The 15,186-nt window shown below is 61.6% G+C and carries 17 protein-coding genes; 10 read left to right on the forward strand and 7 right to left on the reverse strand.

What is annotated here, in order from left to right; genetic code table 11:
• Positions 1 to 93: 93 nt before the first annotated feature.
• Positions 94 to 639, reverse strand: a complete 546-nt coding sequence (locus tag COA55_RS15180) for a chorismate lyase (protein ID WP_063520024.1) — start codon at positions 637 to 639, stop codon at positions 94 to 96.
• A 239-nt stretch (positions 640 to 878) separates the two neighbouring features.
• Between COA55_RS15180 and rd the strand changes: the two genes are divergently transcribed.
• The 5 genes from rd to COA55_RS15205 all read left to right on the forward strand — a co-directional run bounded on the left by rd (position 879) and on the right by COA55_RS15205 (position 4,820).
• Positions 879 to 1,043, forward strand: coding sequence for a rubredoxin (gene rd, locus COA55_RS15185; protein ID WP_007149887.1), 165 nt, complete (start codon positions 879 to 881; stop codon positions 1,041 to 1,043).
• Positions 1,044 to 1,092: 49 nt separating this feature from the next.
• A complete protein-coding gene (locus tag COA55_RS15190) occupies positions 1,093 to 2,241 on the forward strand; it encodes an FAD-dependent oxidoreductase (RefSeq protein WP_290502813.1) in 1,149 nt (382 codons plus the stop codon).
• Between the two features lie 78 nt (positions 2,242 to 2,319).
• Positions 2,320 to 2,697 (forward strand): hypothetical protein, encoded by a 378-nt coding sequence (locus COA55_RS15195; protein ID WP_290502814.1) that lies wholly within the window; start codon positions 2,320 to 2,322, stop codon positions 2,695 to 2,697.
• Between the two features lie 177 nt (positions 2,698 to 2,874).
• The gene (locus COA55_RS15200) at positions 2,875 to 3,516 is read left to right on the forward strand and encodes a hypothetical protein (RefSeq protein WP_063520021.1); all 642 of its coding nucleotides are present in this window, start codon (positions 2,875 to 2,877) and stop codon (positions 3,514 to 3,516) included.
• A 233-nt stretch (positions 3,517 to 3,749) separates the two neighbouring features.
• Positions 3,750 to 4,820: a GGDEF domain-containing protein gene (locus tag COA55_RS15205; protein ID WP_290502815.1), complete on the forward strand. Its 1,071-nt coding sequence runs from the start codon at positions 3,750 to 3,752 to the stop codon at positions 4,818 to 4,820.
• On the opposite strand, the gene COA55_RS15210 is transcribed toward COA55_RS15205, so the two are convergent.
• The 3 genes from COA55_RS15210 to znuC form a co-directional block, all read right to left on the reverse strand.
• Positions 4,804 to 6,096 (reverse strand): MATE family efflux transporter, encoded by a 1,293-nt coding sequence (locus COA55_RS15210; protein WP_290502816.1) that lies wholly within the window; start codon positions 6,094 to 6,096, stop codon positions 4,804 to 4,806. The genes COA55_RS15205 and COA55_RS15210 overlap by 17 nt on opposite strands.
• Before the next feature lie 207 nt (positions 6,097 to 6,303).
• Positions 6,304 to 7,086: a zinc ABC transporter permease subunit ZnuB gene (gene znuB / locus COA55_RS15215; RefSeq protein ID WP_063520018.1), complete on the reverse strand. Its 783-nt coding sequence runs from the start codon at positions 7,084 to 7,086 to the stop codon at positions 6,304 to 6,306.
• A complete protein-coding gene (gene znuC, locus COA55_RS15220; RefSeq protein WP_290502817.1) occupies positions 7,079 to 7,888 on the reverse strand; it encodes a zinc ABC transporter ATP-binding protein ZnuC in 810 nt (269 codons plus the stop codon). The genes znuB and znuC overlap by 8 nt, the downstream gene beginning before the upstream one ends.
• A gap of 287 nt (positions 7,889 to 8,175) precedes the next feature.
• Here znuC and COA55_RS15225 point away from each other — a divergent pair, with 287 nt between their 5' ends.
• Complete coding sequence (locus COA55_RS15225; RefSeq protein ID WP_290502818.1) at positions 8,176 to 9,042, forward strand: metal ABC transporter substrate-binding protein; 867 nt, start codon at positions 8,176 to 8,178, stop codon at positions 9,040 to 9,042.
• 46 nt (positions 9,043 to 9,088) lie between these two features.
• Here COA55_RS15225 and COA55_RS15230 read toward each other — a convergent pair whose 3' ends face one another.
• Entirely contained in the window at positions 9,089 to 9,439 is a 351-nt protein-coding gene (locus tag COA55_RS15230; RefSeq protein WP_290502819.1) for a hypothetical protein, read from the reverse strand.
• A gap of 169 nt (positions 9,440 to 9,608) precedes the next feature.
• Here COA55_RS15230 and COA55_RS15235 point away from each other — a divergent pair, with 169 nt between their 5' ends.
• Positions 9,609 to 10,712 (forward strand): cellulase-like family protein, encoded by a 1,104-nt coding sequence (locus COA55_RS15235; protein WP_290502820.1) that lies wholly within the window; start codon positions 9,609 to 9,611, stop codon positions 10,710 to 10,712.
• Positions 10,713 to 10,886: 174 nt separating this feature from the next.
• On the opposite strand, the gene COA55_RS15240 is transcribed toward COA55_RS15235, so the two are convergent.
• Positions 10,887 to 11,804, reverse strand: coding sequence for a homoserine kinase (locus COA55_RS15240; RefSeq protein ID WP_290502821.1), 918 nt, complete (start codon positions 11,802 to 11,804; stop codon positions 10,887 to 10,889).
• Between the two features lie 130 nt (positions 11,805 to 11,934).
• Here COA55_RS15240 and COA55_RS15245 point away from each other — a divergent pair, with 130 nt between their 5' ends.
• Entirely contained in the window at positions 11,935 to 12,528 is a 594-nt protein-coding gene (locus COA55_RS15245; RefSeq protein ID WP_290502822.1) for an outer membrane beta-barrel protein, read from the forward strand.
• A gap of 133 nt (positions 12,529 to 12,661) precedes the next feature.
• Positions 12,662 to 13,690, forward strand: a complete 1,029-nt coding sequence (locus tag COA55_RS15250; RefSeq protein WP_290502823.1) for an alpha/beta hydrolase — start codon at positions 12,662 to 12,664, stop codon at positions 13,688 to 13,690.
• Positions 13,691 to 13,854: 164 nt separating this feature from the next.
• Here the strand turns inward: COA55_RS15250 and COA55_RS15255 are convergent, their stop codons facing one another.
• Entirely contained in the window at positions 13,855 to 14,631 is a 777-nt protein-coding gene (locus COA55_RS15255) for an ATP-binding protein (RefSeq protein WP_063520301.1), read from the reverse strand.
• Positions 14,632 to 14,819: 188 nt separating this feature from the next.
• Here COA55_RS15255 and COA55_RS15260 point away from each other — a divergent pair, with 188 nt between their 5' ends.
• Complete coding sequence (locus COA55_RS15260) at positions 14,820 to 15,167, forward strand: hypothetical protein (RefSeq protein ID WP_290502824.1); 348 nt, start codon at positions 14,820 to 14,822, stop codon at positions 15,165 to 15,167.
• The last annotated feature ends 19 nt before the right edge of the window (positions 15,168 to 15,186 follow it).

The following is a 15,186-nucleotide window of genomic DNA, read 5'->3' on the forward strand; positions in this document are numbered from 1 at the left end:
CTCGTTCGTATCGCCTTCGCGCTCATGAAAAATGGCACCGACTATCAGCCGGCCCCTGCCTCATGAAGACTGGGGTGGACAACATAGAATCTCCTACAGTGATTCTGTACCAGCGGGGACGGTTGCAAATACCTTCTCCCACAACGCCGGCAGGAAGTATTCCGCCACCAGCAAGGGCGCGCCGCGTTTGATAAAGCACGACTGGCGGCCCCAGCACACCGGGTGATTCTGGCCCGGTGAGGCCAGCCGTGCCCACACCTGATCACGCTGGCATACCGGGCGGTTGTATAGCTCCAGGCCCAGGGAGCGGCTGCCCATGTGGCCCAGTGAGCGGTTGGCGCCGGCCAGGCTGGTCAAGGGCAGGACGCTGCGCGCCGCCACCACCGGGGTGCCGTCCAGGTGCAGGGTGACTTCGCGGATCAGGGCGGCGCGACGCACGGGCAGCGCCAGCAGCTGCCGTTCGTCGGCCCGCGGAAAGGTGATGGCATGCAAGCCGGGCACCACACTGAAGTGGCCGTGACGCTTGAGACGCCGGGTCAGGGAGTCCGGGTCGGCCATCCAGTCACGAATGACCGGGGGCAGCACCAGCTGTTCCAGCGGGCGCCAAAGGCTGTCAGGATGCAGGGCGGCAGGCAGCATGGCTCTCTCAGAATATCGCGTACTTTCGCGGGCGGCAGGACTATGGCCCATGTCCTGCGGCAGAGCAAGCGGTGGCCGAATGTCCCGGCAGGCAGGGCGAATGCGGCCTGTGCGTCCTAATATGACAGTCCTCGCTGTCATTGATTTTTGCGCCGCACGCCGATAGGTTAACGCCCCCCGAGAAACACCCTGTATGTAGCGTAGTGAGCAAGTGCTCACTTTTACCGATGAGGTTCACGATGAAGAAGTGGGAATGTGTAGTGTGCGGTTTCATCTATGACGAAGCCGAAGGTCTGCCCGACGAGGGTATCGAGCCGGGCACCGCCTGGGACGACGTGCCGGAAGATTGGGTCTGCCCCGATTGCGGCGTGGGCAAGGAAGACTTCGAAATGGTGGAAATCTAGGCCACTGCGTCAGTCACACCGCCCGTCCATTAATCGTTAAGGATTGCTCATGCACCCTATTGTCATCATTGGTACCGGCCTGGCCGGCTTCAACACCGTCAAGGAATTCCGCAAGCTGGACAAGGAAACGCCCATCGTCATGCTCACCGCTGACGACGGCCGCAACTACTCCAAGCCCATGCTGTCTGCCGGTTTCACCAAGGAAAAAACCGCCGATGACCTGTGCATGGCCACCCCGGAAAAAGTGGCCGAGCAATTCAATGTGGACGTGCGCACCGGCGTGCATGTGGCTGGCATTGATGCCGCCAACAAGCGCGTGCTGCTGCCCGATGACCACCTGGATTACAGCAAGCTGGTACTGGCACTGGGCGCCGACACCTGGACGCCGCCGCTGGAAGGCGACGCGGTGGGTGAGGTGTTCTCCGTCAATGACTTGATGGACTACGGCAAATTCCGCGCGGCGGTGGATGGCAAGAAAACCGTGACCATCCTCGGTGGCGGCCTGATCGGCTGTGAATTCGCCAATGACCTGTCCAACGGTGGTTTTCAGGTGTCCCTGGTCGAGCCCATGGGCCGTTGCCTGCCGTTGCTGTTGCCGGAGCAGGCCTCCGAAGCCGTGGGCCGTGGCCTGGCGGAGCTGGGGGTGCAGTTCCATTTTGGCCCGCTGGCCAAGGCGGTACATCACGGCGATAACGGTCAACTGGTCACCGAGCTGTCCGACGGCAGCAAACTGGAGTCCGACGTGGTGCTCTCGGCCATCGGCCTGCGCCCGCGTATTGGCATGGCCAAGGAAGCCGGGCTGGACACCAACCGCGGCATCCTCACCGACAAGACCCTGCGCACCAGCGCGGACGACATCTATGCGCTGGGTGACTGCGCCGAAGTACAGGGTCATGTGCTGCCCTACGTCCTGCCGCTGATGGCCTCCGCCCGTGCCCTGGCGAAAACCCTGGCCGGCGATACCACTGAAGTCAGCTACGGCGTCATGCCGGTGACCATCAAGACCCCGGCGTGCCCGGTGGTGGTCTGCCCTGCTGCGGACGGCAGCGAAGGCGATTGGGAAGTGGAAGCGGATGGCAACACCGTACAAGCCCTGTTTCGTGGCAAGGACGGCAGCCTGCTGGGCTACGCCCTCACCGGTGAAGCGGTGAAAGAGAAGATGAAGCTCAACAAGGAACTGCCGGCAGTCATGCCGTAGGGACGCAACAGGCTTCACGTATCACACCGGTGGTGCGTGTAGCATGTGGCGTGTTGCTGATTTGATTAAGGACGGTCCATGAAGTTTTCACTGGTTTTGCTGGTGCTCGGTTGGCGGCTGCGCTGGCTGGCGTCGCGTAACGCTGGCTTCCAAAAGCAACTGGAGAACCGCAATGTGGTGATGCAGTGGCGGACGTTTGCAGGCAAGCCGGCGCGCAGTTTTCATTTTATGCCCGGCAAGGTGGTATCCAAGGCCGGCATTCACAGTGAGCCCACCGTGACCCTGAACTTCAAGAACGCCAGGTACGCTTTTGCCACTCTGCAACAGGCGGGCAAGAACCAGATGGCCTTTATGGAAGGCATGCAGGCCGGTGATATCAAGATCGAAGGTGACCCGGGCCAGCTCATGTGGTTTATGACCCTGATGAAATTCATCATGCCCGGCGGCAAAAAGTAGGCTTCGCCGCTGGACGCCTGAGGCCAGACGCCAGACGCTCAAAACCACAACCGGATTAACCACAGAGGCCACAGAGAGCACAGAGGAAGGACCTTTCTTCTTGGTGATCGCTGTGGCCTCTGTGCGTAAAACGCCTTACTCTGTCAGCACTTTACTTTGCATATCGAAGGATTACCCATGCAGATGGTTCAACGTGCCTTTGCTTTCTGTGCGGCCCTGTTGCTGGCGGCCTGCGCCACTACCACCGAAACCAATTCCACCTGGCAAACCAAAACCGGCGAAGCTCGGCCGAGCTTTGCGCACCTGTATGTGCTGGTGTTGTCAGAAAATGCAGTGGCCTCTGCGGCGGTGGAACAGCAAGTGAAGAAGAGTCTGGCCAAGCGCAATGTGGAGGCTACCCTGGCTAGCGCCACCCTGCCCGCCGCTAACCAGCAGGCGGCGGATTTTCGCAGCAAGGTGGAGCAGGCGGTGAAAGAGAGCGGCTCCGATGGCGTCATGGTGATCACGCTGTTGAAGAGCCAGGAGCGTGACGAATACATGCCGCCCACGGTGGATTACCTGCCCATGGCATCGGCGCCCATGTACCTGGGTTACGGCCCCTATGTGGGTTACAGCTACAGCGCGGTATACCAGCCCGGCTACTACCAGAATGCCACTGATTACTACCTGCAGACCCAGCTTTATAACGTCGAGACAGAAAAGCCGGTGTGGCAGGCCCAGTCCCGCAGCATGAACCCCTATAACCTGAAAAGCGGTGCGGAAGGTTACGCCAAGAGCGTAGTCGGCAAGCTCGACCGTGATGGTGCCTTGAAGCGCTGATTCTGCCGGGGCCGGGCAGTTTCCTGCCCGGCCTGGCTATTCCCTCTTCTTTTCCCTTTCTGCCAATCTCTGCTTTCCGATTCCCGTTCAGCTTCCCGGCTCTGACCGTTGGTCTCTCTTGGTGATGCTACCTCGTTTGGGGCTATGGCGATCTTTATGCCGGGGGGTATGATTAAGCGGACTCGCGAGTTTGCATGGGCCAGGGGGGCCTGCTGAGGCCGGAGGGGAAAGGCATGCATTCAACCATGAAAACGTTGCTCGAGCAGATGCGCATCACCGAGATGGAAATCGATGGGCGCAAGCGTCTGCTGGAGTTCGATAATCAGGATGTGGCCGCGCTACTGCAGTGTCGCACCCATGTGGAAAACCGTCTGGATGATATCGTGGAAACCTTCTACGGCATCCAGACCAGCAACCCGGATATTGCCTCCCTGATCGGCGATGCCGACACCCTGGAGCGGCTGGAGAACGCCCAGCGCCGCTACATCATGGATCTGTTTGCCGGCGTTTACGATCTGGAATACACCAACAACCGCTTGCGTATCGGCCTGGTGCACAAGCGCATTGGTGTGGAGCCAAAATTCTACCTGTCCGCGGTGTATCTGCTGCACAGCCTGCTGGTAAAGAATATTACCGATGCCATGGGGACCAGTGCCGAGCGCGACCGGGCGTTACTGGCGCTGGACAAGCTGATCTATTTTGATGTCACCCTGGTATTTGAAACCTACATCTTGAGCCTGGTATCGGAAATCGAGGCGGTGAAGAATCGCACCGAAGAGTATGCCAAGGCGCTGGAAGAAACGGTGGCCATGCGCAATGGCCAGCTACGCACCGATGCCCTCACTGGCCTGACAACCCGCCGCTATCTGCTGGAAGCGCTGCATCGTACGCTGAAAGCGGCGCAGCGCCGCAAGGAGCCGGTGGCCCTGATTTTCGTGGACGTGGACGATTTCAAGGGGATCAATGATCTGCGCGGCCATGCCTACGGTGACCGGGTGCTGACCGAGCTCGGCAAGGTGCTGCAGGAAACAGCCCGGGGGGAAGACACCTGCGTGCGCTACGGCGGCGATGAGTTTTGTGTGGTGCTGGCCAATAGCACCGAGGAGCAGGCTGAGCTCGCGTATTGCCAGCGCATACGGCGGTTACTGGCCGAGCGGTTGCTGGAGGTCAGCGTCAGCATGGGAGTGGTGCAGACCGGCCCTGAACATTTTGAAGACGCGGATGTGTTGTTGCGTTCCGCTGACCGGCGCATGTACCAGAACAAGCCTGGCCGGGACCATCGCGATATTAATGACCCGGATTGACGCGCCGGCGCCACAGCACCCAGCCCATGAAGGCGCCACGGGTGGCCATGAAGCCATTCATGGTTAACCACAAGCCATGGTTTCCCCAGCTGCGGGTGCACAGCCAGAGCAAGAAGAACATGACCACCGACGCCAGCATGGTGTTGCGCATGGCGGCCCCCCAGGTGGCGCCCACAAAAATGCCATCCAGCCAGAACCCGGCGCTGGCGCTAAGTGGCAGTAATAGCATCCAGGGCAGGTAAGTGACGGCGGTGTCGCGGATCGAAGGCAGGTCGGTCAGCAGGTGAATCAGTGGTGCGCCTCCCAGGGCAAAAGCCAGCAGCGCCAACACGGCGCAGGCCACAGTCCAGCGCCCGGTCGCCTGCACGGCTGCCCGGAAGGCCCGCGGGTCCTGCTGGCCATGGGCCTCGCCAACCAGCGCCTCGGCGGCATTGGCAAAGCCATCCAGCAGGTTGCTCAGCAATAACAGAAAGGTAATCAGCACGGCGTTGGCCGCCAGGGTCGCATCACCAAGCCGGGCGCCCTGGGCGGTGAAGAAAAAGAAACAGGTGAGTAGCGCCAGGCTGCGGATAAAGATATCCCGGTTTACCGCCATCAAGGCCAGAATCGCCGACGGCTGCCACAGGGTTTCCCGGTTGGCAGGTGGGCGCAGGGCAGCGCGCAGCCAGAACAGCCCGCCGGCCAGGCCCACGTATTCCGCACAGGCGCTGGCGATAGCCACGCCGCGCACATCCAGATGCCAGACCTGCACCAGCAGCACATCCAGCAGCGCATTGGTGCTGTGCATCAGCACGGTCATTTTTAAAGGGACGCGGGTGTTGTGGGTGCCGATGGCGAAGCCGATCAGGGCAAAGTTGGCCAGCGCGGCGGGGGCGCCAAGAATGCGGATATTGATGTAATCCTGCGCCAGGTGTTGCACGGCGTCACTGCCCCCCAGTAACCACAGGCCGGTATCACGCAGCAGTGGTGACAACAGAATCAGGCCGAGCCCGAGCAACGTGGATAACAACAAGCCACGCAGTAACACCACCCGGGTGTCCCGTTCCCCGCCCCGCGCCTGCGAGGCAAAGCCGGTGGTGCCCATGCGCAGAAAGTTGAAGGAGAAATACAGGAACATGAAGAAGTTGCTGCCCAGCGCCACCGCCGCCAGGTAGCGCGGGTGCGCCAGGTGCCCCACCACCGCCGTATCCACCAGCCCCAGCAGTGGCGCGGTCAGGTTCGACAGCAACAACGGCCAGGCCAGCATCCAGATGCGTTGGTTAAGGGTCAGATTCATTCGGGTCACTTCTACAATCTGTCTACGGAGCCGCTGTAGGAGTGCCTCTTGAGGCGCGAACCGCGTGCAAACGCGGAAATGGCCCGTAGGGCGATCAGGAGTCTCAGGGCTCGACAGGTTTCAGAAACATGGCTGACAGCCAATCAACATGATCGCCTCGCCAAGGCTCGGGTTCGCACCTCAAGAGGTACTCCTACATAAGAATACTCATGAACTCCGCCGCAGCAGCGTCAGCACAAACAAACTGCTGGCGGCCACCACGATAGACGGCCCCACCGGGGTATTGGCGAACCAGCTCACCGCCAGCCCGGCCAGCACCGACCCGGTGCCCAACACGCTGGCCACCGCAGCCATCTGCGCCGGGGTGTGGGTCAGCCGGCGGGCGCTGGCAGCGGGAATCACCAGTAACGAGGTGATTAGCAGCACGCCCACGGTACGAATAGCGCCGGCAATCAGCAGGGCCAGCAACAGCATCAGCAATAATCGGGTGCGCTGTACGGCGATGCCTTCTACCTGGGCCAGCTCTTCGTTGACGGTAATGCTCAGCAGCGCCCGCCACTGCCACAGCATCAGCAGCAAGATGACGATGGCGCCCACCCACAGGCCGATCACGTCCTGCCAGCCCACGGCCAGCAGATCCCCGAACAGATAGGCGAACAGATCCACCTGGATGCCGGTTTGCAGGCTAATGGCAATCACCCCCAACGCCAGGGTGGTGTGGGCAACAATGCCCAGCAGGGTGTCACCGGCCAGCTGCCGTTGCCGTTGCAGGGCACTGAGGGCGGCGGCCAGGCCCAGGCAGACGGCCACCACCGCCACGTACAGGCTGATATCCAGCGCCAGCCCCAGCGCGGCGCCCAGCAGGGCACCGTGGGCCAGGGTGTCGCCGAAAAAGGCCATGCGCCGCCACACCACAAAGGCGCCCATGGGGCCGGATACCAGGGCCACGGCGAGCCCGGCCAGCAGCGGCGGCAGTAAAAGTTCAATCATGGTTGCAGGGCCCGTCGTGGTGATGGCTGTGGCTGTGGTCGTGGGAATGGGTGGCATTGCCGTGCAGATCATGGTCGTGATCATGATCGTGGGTGTACAGGGCCAGGTTCGGGGTGCCGGCGCCGGGGCCGAACAGCTCGTGGTAGGCCGGGTCCCGGCTCACCGATTCCGGGCTGCCGGAGCAGCAGACGTGGCGCTGCAGGCAGATCACCTCGTCGGTGGCCGCCATCACCAGATGCAGATCGTGGGAAATCAGCAGAATGGCGCAGCCGAGCTCGTCGCGGACGGTTTTGAGCAGGCCATAGAGGGCATTCTGCCCGGCCACGTCCACCCCCTGGGCGGGTTCATCCAGCACCAGCAGGTCCGGCTTGCGCAGCAAGGCCCGGGCCAGGAGTACCCGCTGCATTTCACCGCCGGATAACTGTTGCACGCTACGCCGGCGCAGATGGGCCACCCCGGCCCGCTCCAGTGCGGCCCGGCGGGAGGCCGTGGGTCCCGGCGCGGCCAGCCACAAAAAACGATCCACGGTGAGTGGCAGGCTGTCATCAATCTTGATGTGCTGGGGCATGTAGCCCACCCGCAGGCCCTTGCGGCGGTTGATAGTGCCGCTGGTGTTGCCATTGTGGCTATCCGGTTGCACCAGTCCCAGCACCAGCCGCGCCAGGGTGCTCTTGCCGGCCCCGTTGGGTCCGATCAGGGTGGTAATGCGGCCGGGCGCCAGGGTCAGGCTGACGTCAGACAGCACCGCATTGCCGCCGAGGGTTACAGACACCGACTGCACCGTGACCAGAGGTTCTGACATAAGAAAGGGCCCGAAGTACAAAGGCGCAATGATATACTGCCGCTCTTTCGCCTGCACTGAAGGCGGAGAGCGAGTTGAAAGTTCAAGGTTTAAAGTTCAAAAGCGCGGGTTATGCCCGGTGCCACACGGCAGCCGCTTCAGCCGCGCCGCACGGCCCTAACGATCCGCTTTTGGGTAAGGAAATCGCGACCACGAAGGTTTGATGGTTGGCACCGCTGCCATCCCGCGTTTTTGAACTTTGAACTTTCAACTTGCTCCTTCCTGTCTGGCCGTACATGAGGAACCCCATGCGTCGTCTCTGGTTAACAACTTTGCTTTTGCTTTGCTCTCCTGTCTGGAGCCAGACCGTGGTGGCCAGTGTGGAGCCGCTGGCCAAGGTGCTGCGCAGCCTGTACGGCGATAGCGTCACGGTAACGACCCTGTTGCAAGCCAATCAGAATCCGCACCAGCTGGCGTTCTCCCCCCGGCAGGTGTTGGCGGTTCAGCAGGCGGACCTGATGGTGTGGCTGGGGGCCGGGGTGGAGGCGCCGCTGGCACCGCTGGTGGCCCGTCGCCAGGGGCCGTCGGTGGCCTTGCTGACGCTGGAGGGAGTGTACCGTCGTGATGGCGGACACGATCACCAGCATGACCACGATGCGCACGCCAGCCATGGCGCCACCACCGACCCGCACCTGTGGCTGTCCGTGGACAACATGGTGTTATTGGCGGGGGCGGTGGGTCAGCGTTTCCCGGCGGGGTTGCGGCCGGGTCAGCCGCAGCAGTGGCAGCAGGCGGCCGAAAATCAGTTGCAGGCGGAGCGCGAGCGGCTGGCGCCGTTGGCCCGGGTGCCCTGGCTGAGTTATCACCAACCCTGGGGTTACCTGAGCGAGAGCCTGGGGCTGGCGGAACCCTTGGTGGTGTCGGAACAGCTGGATGCGGGGCCGGGCAGCCGGCGGTTTGTCACCCTGGCAGGGCAGGTTCGGGATCAACAGGTGCGTTGCGCGGTGCAGGAACCGGAGGCCCGGGTCGGCTTGCTCAAGCGCCTGTGCCCGGATTGTTATGTCCAGCCCCTGGATCCGCTGGGCCGTGATTCGTCACAACAGGAATACTTGCCCTGGTTAGCGGAGCTCAGCGCCGGTTTCGCCCAGTGTCTGCGGGCGGCGGATCAGGACTGAGCCCCGGTCGGCCTCCCTTTGCGAGGCCGGATGACAGCGGGCCGGATCACAGATCGCGTATGGGGATCAGGTTCGGCGGTGCGGGCGGCGGGGTGTTTTCTGGCACCGTGGCCGGGCGCACGGTTTCGGCCTGCCGCTGGCGCATTTCCTGCTGTTCGTTTTCCAGATAGCGCGCTTCTGCACTCAGGGCATTAAGCCCCCGGTTTTCGTCGCTGGTATCCAGCTCCACCGGTGATTGCAGGTACAGGGAGTCCATTTCCTCGCCATCCATGGGGTGGGCGGGGCCTTTTTCCCGGGTTTGCGGGGCCGCATCGTCCGGCGGGGCGGTGTCCGGCAGTTGCTCGGCCGCCCAGGCCAGGCCCGGGGTCAGAATCAGTGTTTTTAGTATTGTTTTCATGGTTCTGATCATAGCGCTGTCGAGCGAAAGGGGGAATCGGTTCGCACTTTTATCGCCCTGTTGAGTGTCAAGGCGGGTCAATACGCGGGCGACAGGGTGAAGAGCCATTGAGGCAACCTCCGAAACGGGTATGCTGATGCGCTTGATCTAAAAAGGCGGTAAGACCTGCATGGCGCAACACGATGCACAACCATTGGCGATGGCCTGCTGGGATTTGTCCTGGCTGCTGCAGCGCGATATTCGCGATGGCGCCTATGCTTCGTTGGAGCGCGTGTTGGACGAAACCCAGCAGCGGGGTTTCAATGCCTTGCGCCTGGACCCCTGCCCCCACCTGATCGCGACCCCGGAAAGTGGCATCCACATGGATCGCTGCGAGCTGATGCCCCAGGGGCTGCCGGCGACCGAGGTGAAGATACGCCATCAACTTCAGCAGGTGCTGCAGTCGGCCCACGAGCGGGGGTTCAAGGTCTGGCTCAGCAGCCGCTTTATCAACGACAGCCGTGCCCGCCGTTCCTTTGTGCGCCGCCCGGAAGATTTTGTCAGGGTGTGGAGTGAGACCCTGGCGCTAATCGAGCAGTGGGGATACCTCGGTGACGTAGCCGGGCTGGATTTCTGCTACCAGTTTCCGTCCTTGCCTTATGCCCACGGGGTGGCCCGGCGGGTATTCAAGCGTTCTCCGGAACGGCCGCTGCCATCGCACTGGTCCCCTGCCGCCGGGGAGCGGCTGGAAGATTACCTGCGCGAGATCCCCCGTGCCCTGCACGCCCTGTTCCCCTCGGTGCCGGTGGGGCTGAGCACCACGGTGGCGCTGAGCGAGCAGTTCCGGCAGCTGGATACCAGTGAGCTGGATTTTCTCGATTTCAGTGTCTGGCTGGATGATGACCCGCGCTACCGGCTGGCCAGCGGCGAAGCCCTGCCTGCCTCCGGCCTGCTGGGCAGGCTGGCCAACCCCATGAAGCAGCTGCTGCTGGATGCCGGTGGCATGCACTGGCAGCGACGGCTGGAAGATCAATTGCAGCGGCGCATGGCATTCACCCGCCTGCGTCGCCTGCAACCGGTGATCAGCGAAGGTTTTGTGCGCCAGCCACCGCATTTGCGCAAGCTGCCCACGGGGTGGGCGGATCTGCATGAAATGATGGTGGTCAATGCCCTGACCCAGGGCGTGCAAGCGCTGACGCCCACGTCGCTGGCGTGCCCCGGTTACCCCTGGTTATGGCAGGAAGAGGAATACTTGGCGCACCTGAATCACCTGATTCTGTCTGGCTCGAGTTAGGGTGGAGTTGAAAGTTTAAAGTTCAAAGTTCAAACGCGAGGAAGGCCATTGCAGCATCGAAGGCTGTGCCCGCGTTTTTACGCTAACAACACAGCGCGGGCAGTGAGCTATTCGTGAGGCTATGATTCTGTCCGTGCCTTTAAACTTTAAACTTTGAACTTTCAACTCGCCCCTCTAAACGGTTAACGCCTTCAGTCGCTGCCGATAAATCCGTGCAAACTCCTCCGGGTCCTTGCTGCCCTGCCCTTCACTGTGGTCGGACACCGGGCCGGCCAGGCGAGACAGCCAGAAACGCAGGGCCGCCACGGCCAGTGCTTCGCACAGGCGGCTGTGGTCCACGCTGCGGCCTTGATCCCGGTAGGCAGATAACAGGGCCAGTTCCCGTTCGGGTGCAATCTGGCCATGGGGGTCCACACACCAGTCGTTGAGGGCCACCGCCAGGTCGTACTCCGGGTGGTCCAGGCAGGCATTGTAGAAATCTAGCAGGGCGCTGATTTGGCCGTCTTTCCACAACAGGTTGTCGCGGAACAGGTCGCCGTGGATCAGCGTGGTGCCGGCGGGCTGGGCCAGCCAGTCGTGCAGCAGGGCGGCGGCGGTGTCGCGCTCGGCCTCGGGTAGTTTGTGCAGGTGGTCGGCAAAGCCGTGCAGGCGCTCCCGTTCGCTGGGCAAGGGTTGCAGTGCGGCGGTGTCGCTGGCGTGCAGCCGCGCCAGCAAGGTGCCCACTTGTCGGCAGCGATCCGCATCCACGGCAAAATCGTGCTGGCCGGGCAGACGTGGCATCAGCACTGCGGGTTTGCCCGCTACCGTGATCTGGTCTTTGCCGTCGGCATCCGGCAGGGGTGCGGGGACCGGCAGGTGCTGTTCCGCCAGCTGCTCCAGCAGGGTCAGGTACGGTGCCAGGGCCGGCGCACTTAGGGACTCGAACACGGTGAGCACCAGTGGGCTGGGCTGGCCACGGCGATCGCCGGCCTCGATCAGAAAGGTGCTGTTCTCGATGCCGTGGCTGGCGGCGTGATAATCGCGCAGCTGGAAACCGAACGGCTCCAGCACCTCTGCCAATTGGGCGGGGCTGAGCGGGGTGTACACCGACATCACAATCCTCGTTGTTGATGAAAAAAGGCCGCAGATGACCAGACTCTGCCCGCAGGCAATGGTATAACAGGCCGTCGATGCGTATCAGCAAAGCGCATAATCCCAACAATAACAAAAAGGACGACAGACAATGCGTTACTGGATGCTTTTCGGGTTGTTGTTCAGTCCCGCTCTGTGGGCGGACCCGGTAGCCCATTATCAGGATCAGCGTTCCGCCTATGTGGCCGGCAACCTGATGCACCTCAATCTCGATTATGACAGCCGGGAAGTGACCCCCACCGGGGTTGGCCTGCGCCTGGGCGGCATGATCAACCCGTACTGGGGGGTGGAATTACGCGCGGCAACCGGGCCATCGCCGGACACCTACCGGTCGGAAAACAGTCGCAACAAGGTCGACTATAGCGTGGACCATGTGGGCGCGTTGCTGGCCACGGGCCGTTTCCCCTTCAAGTCACCGGTGAAACTGCCCTATGTGGAGAACCTGTTCGTGCAGGGCTTTGCCGGCATTGCGGATGTGAAAGTGAAAACGGTTACGCGCAAGTGCAACGCCCTGGGCTGCCGTGATGATACCGCCCGCAATGACGACACCAGCTTGGCGTTCGGGGCGGGCGTGGGTTTACGCACGGAATTCAATCTGGGGCTGACCCTGGAATACATGCAATACATTGATGAAGAGTACCTGACCGTCACCGGCATCGAAGGTGGCCTGGAATGGTATTTTTAGACAACGCCTGACGCTTGAGGCCTGATGCCTGAGGCAAAACCGGTAATGCCAAGCCCGCAGAAGATGCGGGTTGTCTGGTGTTAGCGTGTTGCGTTTGGCGTCATGCGTCTGGCGATCAGCATAAGGAGACCCCATGAATCCAGTTGTTTTTGAGCGGGCAACAGTACGTGCCCTGATGACGTTGCCCGGTCCGGTGCTGGAACGTTTTGCCGTCGGACTGGAAACCCACAGCCGCTCACACCTGGATTCGCGATTGCGTTTTCTGCTGGCACTCAGCGGTGCCAAGCCGACTCTGAATTCGGGCACGGTGGAGCAAGCCCGGCGTAATTACCGGGACATGATCTCGCTGTTGGATGTGGCGCCGGTTCGCCTTCCCGTGGTGGTGGATCATCAGGTCACAGTGGATGACGGCAGCCAGATTCTGGTGCGCCGCTACCGTCCGGCGAATGCGCCCCGAGTCGCCCCTGCCATTCTGTTTTTCCATGGTGGCGGTTTTACCGTGGGCGGCGTGGAAGAGTACGACCGGTTGTGTCGCTATATCGCTGACCGCACCGATGCGGTGGTGTTGAGTGTGGATTACCGGCTGGCCCCGGAGCACCCTGCCCCGGCCGGCATGGATGATTCATTCACCGCCTGGCGCTGGTTGCTCGACAACACCGCCCAGCTGGGCCTGGACCCGCAGCGCCTGGCGGTGATGGGCGATAGCGCCGGTGGTTGCATGAGCGCGGTGGTCTCTCAGCAGGCGAAGCTGGCAGGGCTGCCTCAGCCGGCGTTGCAGGTGTTGATTTACCCGACCACCGATGGGGCCCTGGCCCACCCTTCCGTGCAGACGCTGGGCCAGGGCTTCGGGCTGGACCTGCCCTTGCTGACCTGGTTTCGCGGGCATTTCATTCAGGACCCGGCGGTGATCGAAGACTATCGGGTCTCGCCGTTGCGCAACCCGGACCTGGCCGGTCTGCCCCCGGCAATCATGATCACCGCCACTGACCCGTTACGCGACGAAGGGCTCGAGTACGCCGAAAAACTGCGCGCCGCAGGCAACGCCGTAACCTCGCTGGATTACCCGAAGCTGGTACATGGATTCATTTCCATGGGCGGGGTGATTCCGGCAGCCCGCAAGGCGATCAATGACATTTGCGATGAGACGAAGCAGCGGTTGTGAGTTAGTTGAAAGTTGAAAGTTTAAAAGCGCGGATGAAATCGTAGCCATATGAATGGATCCGTGCCTGCTTTTTATCGTTGGCGGAAAACGCGGGCATAACCGTCACACGCTGTGATGGCCTGTCTCGCGCTTTTCAACTTTAAACTTTCAACTTGTCCCTGATTTCAAAACTCCCCCACAAACTGATTATAAAACTGCCGCGCGGTGCGCCCGGAGCGTACGCCCTTCTCCATGGAAAAACGCCGGGCCCGCACGTGCAGTTGTTCCCGGTCACGCACCTCGCCGAACAGGTGATCGACGATCTCGAAATACTGCGCCTCGTTGATCGGATAAAAACTCAATCCCAGGCCAAACCGGTCGGACAGGGAAATTTTTTCTTCCACCACATCGCCATGGTGCAGTTCCCGGTTCACCACCTGGGTCTGCTCGTTGTCTTTCATGTATTCGGGGAGCAGATGGCGGCGGTTGCTGGTGGCATAGATGCGCACGTTTTCCGGCGGCAATTCCAGCGACCCTTCCAGCACGCTCTTCAAATGCTTGTACTGGTTTTCGCCATCTTCGAAGGACAGGTCATCACAGTAAATGATGAAGCGCTGACTGCGATCGCGAATATCGTCAACGATATCCGGCAGGTCGTGCAGATCATCCTTGTCCACCTCGATCACGCGTAGTCCACGGGCGGAATATTCGTTGAGCAAGGCTTTGACGATGGAGGACTTGCCGGTGCCACGGCTGCCCCACAGCAGCACATGGTTGCAAGGCTGGCCGGCCAGAAAACGTTCCGTATTCTGTACCAGCTTGCCTTTCTGGGTATCGATGCCGAGCAAGTCATGCAGGCGTACCGGGTCCGGGTGGGGAACAGGGCGCAGCGTTTGTGAACGGCCACGCCAGATGGCCGCAGGAGTGTGGCGCCAGTCGATGGGGCGATGGGGGGAGTGCATGGTAAGCCTCACGGGCAACAGAAAAAGAATGGCGGCCAAAGTTTAACGCACCCCATGGGCAAACGCAGGCTGCGTTCGTGGCGAACTTTATCTATGCTTGGGTCTCAGAGATACCCTGTGTAATGCGCATTCACGCGTGCGCTCATGCACGCGGCACACGCGCCGACACACGCGACAAGGAGAGCAATATGAAAGCTGCCGTTCTGGCTGCAACGGGCCTGGCCCTGGTATTGGCGGGCTGTAGTTCCTCGTACGACAACGATTACCCCATGGGCCTGCCGGACGACACGCTCACTTGCCCGGATGATCCGCCCGATGTGTGCACCATGGATTACCGTCCGGTGTTTGGTTACGACCAGCAGGGCGGCATTCTGGGTGAGTTCGCCAACGCCTGTGGTGCCTGCGCCACCGATGGCGTGAAATATACCTCGGAAAAGAACGACCCGAATATGCCAGGCCCGGTGCCTGATGCGCCGGCGGCACCTGCGGACGAAGCGGCACCGTCTGCGACTTCTTCCGCGCCGTCCCGTTATTGATCTGCCCTGACCCGAGGCC

Source organism: Alcanivorax sp. (assembly GCF_002733835.1).
In the GTDB taxonomy this organism is placed as follows: Bacteria; Pseudomonadota; Gammaproteobacteria; order Pseudomonadales; family Alcanivoracaceae; genus Alcanivorax.

Coding starts and splice junctions, on each gene's coding strand:
- COA55_RS15245 (WP_290502822.1), top strand. CDS start 11,935: ATGCGTTACTGGATGCTTTTCGGGTTGTTGTTCAGTCCCGCTCTGTGG.
- COA55_RS15255 (WP_063520301.1), bottom strand. CDS start 14,631: ATGCACTCCCCCCATCGCCCCATCGACTGGCGCCACACTCCTGCGGCC.
- COA55_RS15230 (WP_290502819.1), bottom strand. CDS start 9,439: ATGAAAACAATACTAAAAACACTGATTCTGACCCCGGGCCTGGCCTGG.
- COA55_RS15180 (WP_063520024.1), bottom strand. CDS start 639: ATGCTGCCTGCCGCCCTGCATCCTGACAGCCTTTGGCGCCCGCTGGAA.
- znuB (WP_063520018.1), bottom strand. CDS start 7,086: ATGATTGAACTTTTACTGCCGCCGCTGCTGGCCGGGCTCGCCGTGGCC.
- COA55_RS15225 (WP_290502818.1), top strand. CDS start 8,176: ATGCGTCGTCTCTGGTTAACAACTTTGCTTTTGCTTTGCTCTCCTGTC.
- COA55_RS15205 (WP_290502815.1), top strand. CDS start 3,750: ATGCATTCAACCATGAAAACGTTGCTCGAGCAGATGCGCATCACCGAG.
- COA55_RS15200 (WP_063520021.1), top strand. CDS start 2,875: ATGCAGATGGTTCAACGTGCCTTTGCTTTCTGTGCGGCCCTGTTGCTG.
- COA55_RS15260 (WP_290502824.1), top strand. CDS start 14,820: ATGAAAGCTGCCGTTCTGGCTGCAACGGGCCTGGCCCTGGTATTGGCG.
- COA55_RS15210 (WP_290502816.1), bottom strand. CDS start 6,096: ATGAATCTGACCCTTAACCAACGCATCTGGATGCTGGCCTGGCCGTTG.
- rd (WP_007149887.1), top strand. CDS start 879: ATGAAGAAGTGGGAATGTGTAGTGTGCGGTTTCATCTATGACGAAGCC.
- COA55_RS15190 (WP_290502813.1), top strand. CDS start 1,093: ATGCACCCTATTGTCATCATTGGTACCGGCCTGGCCGGCTTCAACACC.
- znuC (WP_290502817.1), bottom strand. CDS start 7,888: ATGTCAGAACCTCTGGTCACGGTGCAGTCGGTGTCTGTAACCCTCGGC.
- COA55_RS15235 (WP_290502820.1), top strand. CDS start 9,609: ATGGCGCAACACGATGCACAACCATTGGCGATGGCCTGCTGGGATTTG.
- COA55_RS15195 (WP_290502814.1), top strand. CDS start 2,320: ATGAAGTTTTCACTGGTTTTGCTGGTGCTCGGTTGGCGGCTGCGCTGG.
- COA55_RS15250 (WP_290502823.1), top strand. CDS start 12,662: ATGAATCCAGTTGTTTTTGAGCGGGCAACAGTACGTGCCCTGATGACG.
- COA55_RS15240 (WP_290502821.1), bottom strand. CDS start 11,804: ATGTCGGTGTACACCCCGCTCAGCCCCGCCCAATTGGCAGAGGTGCTG.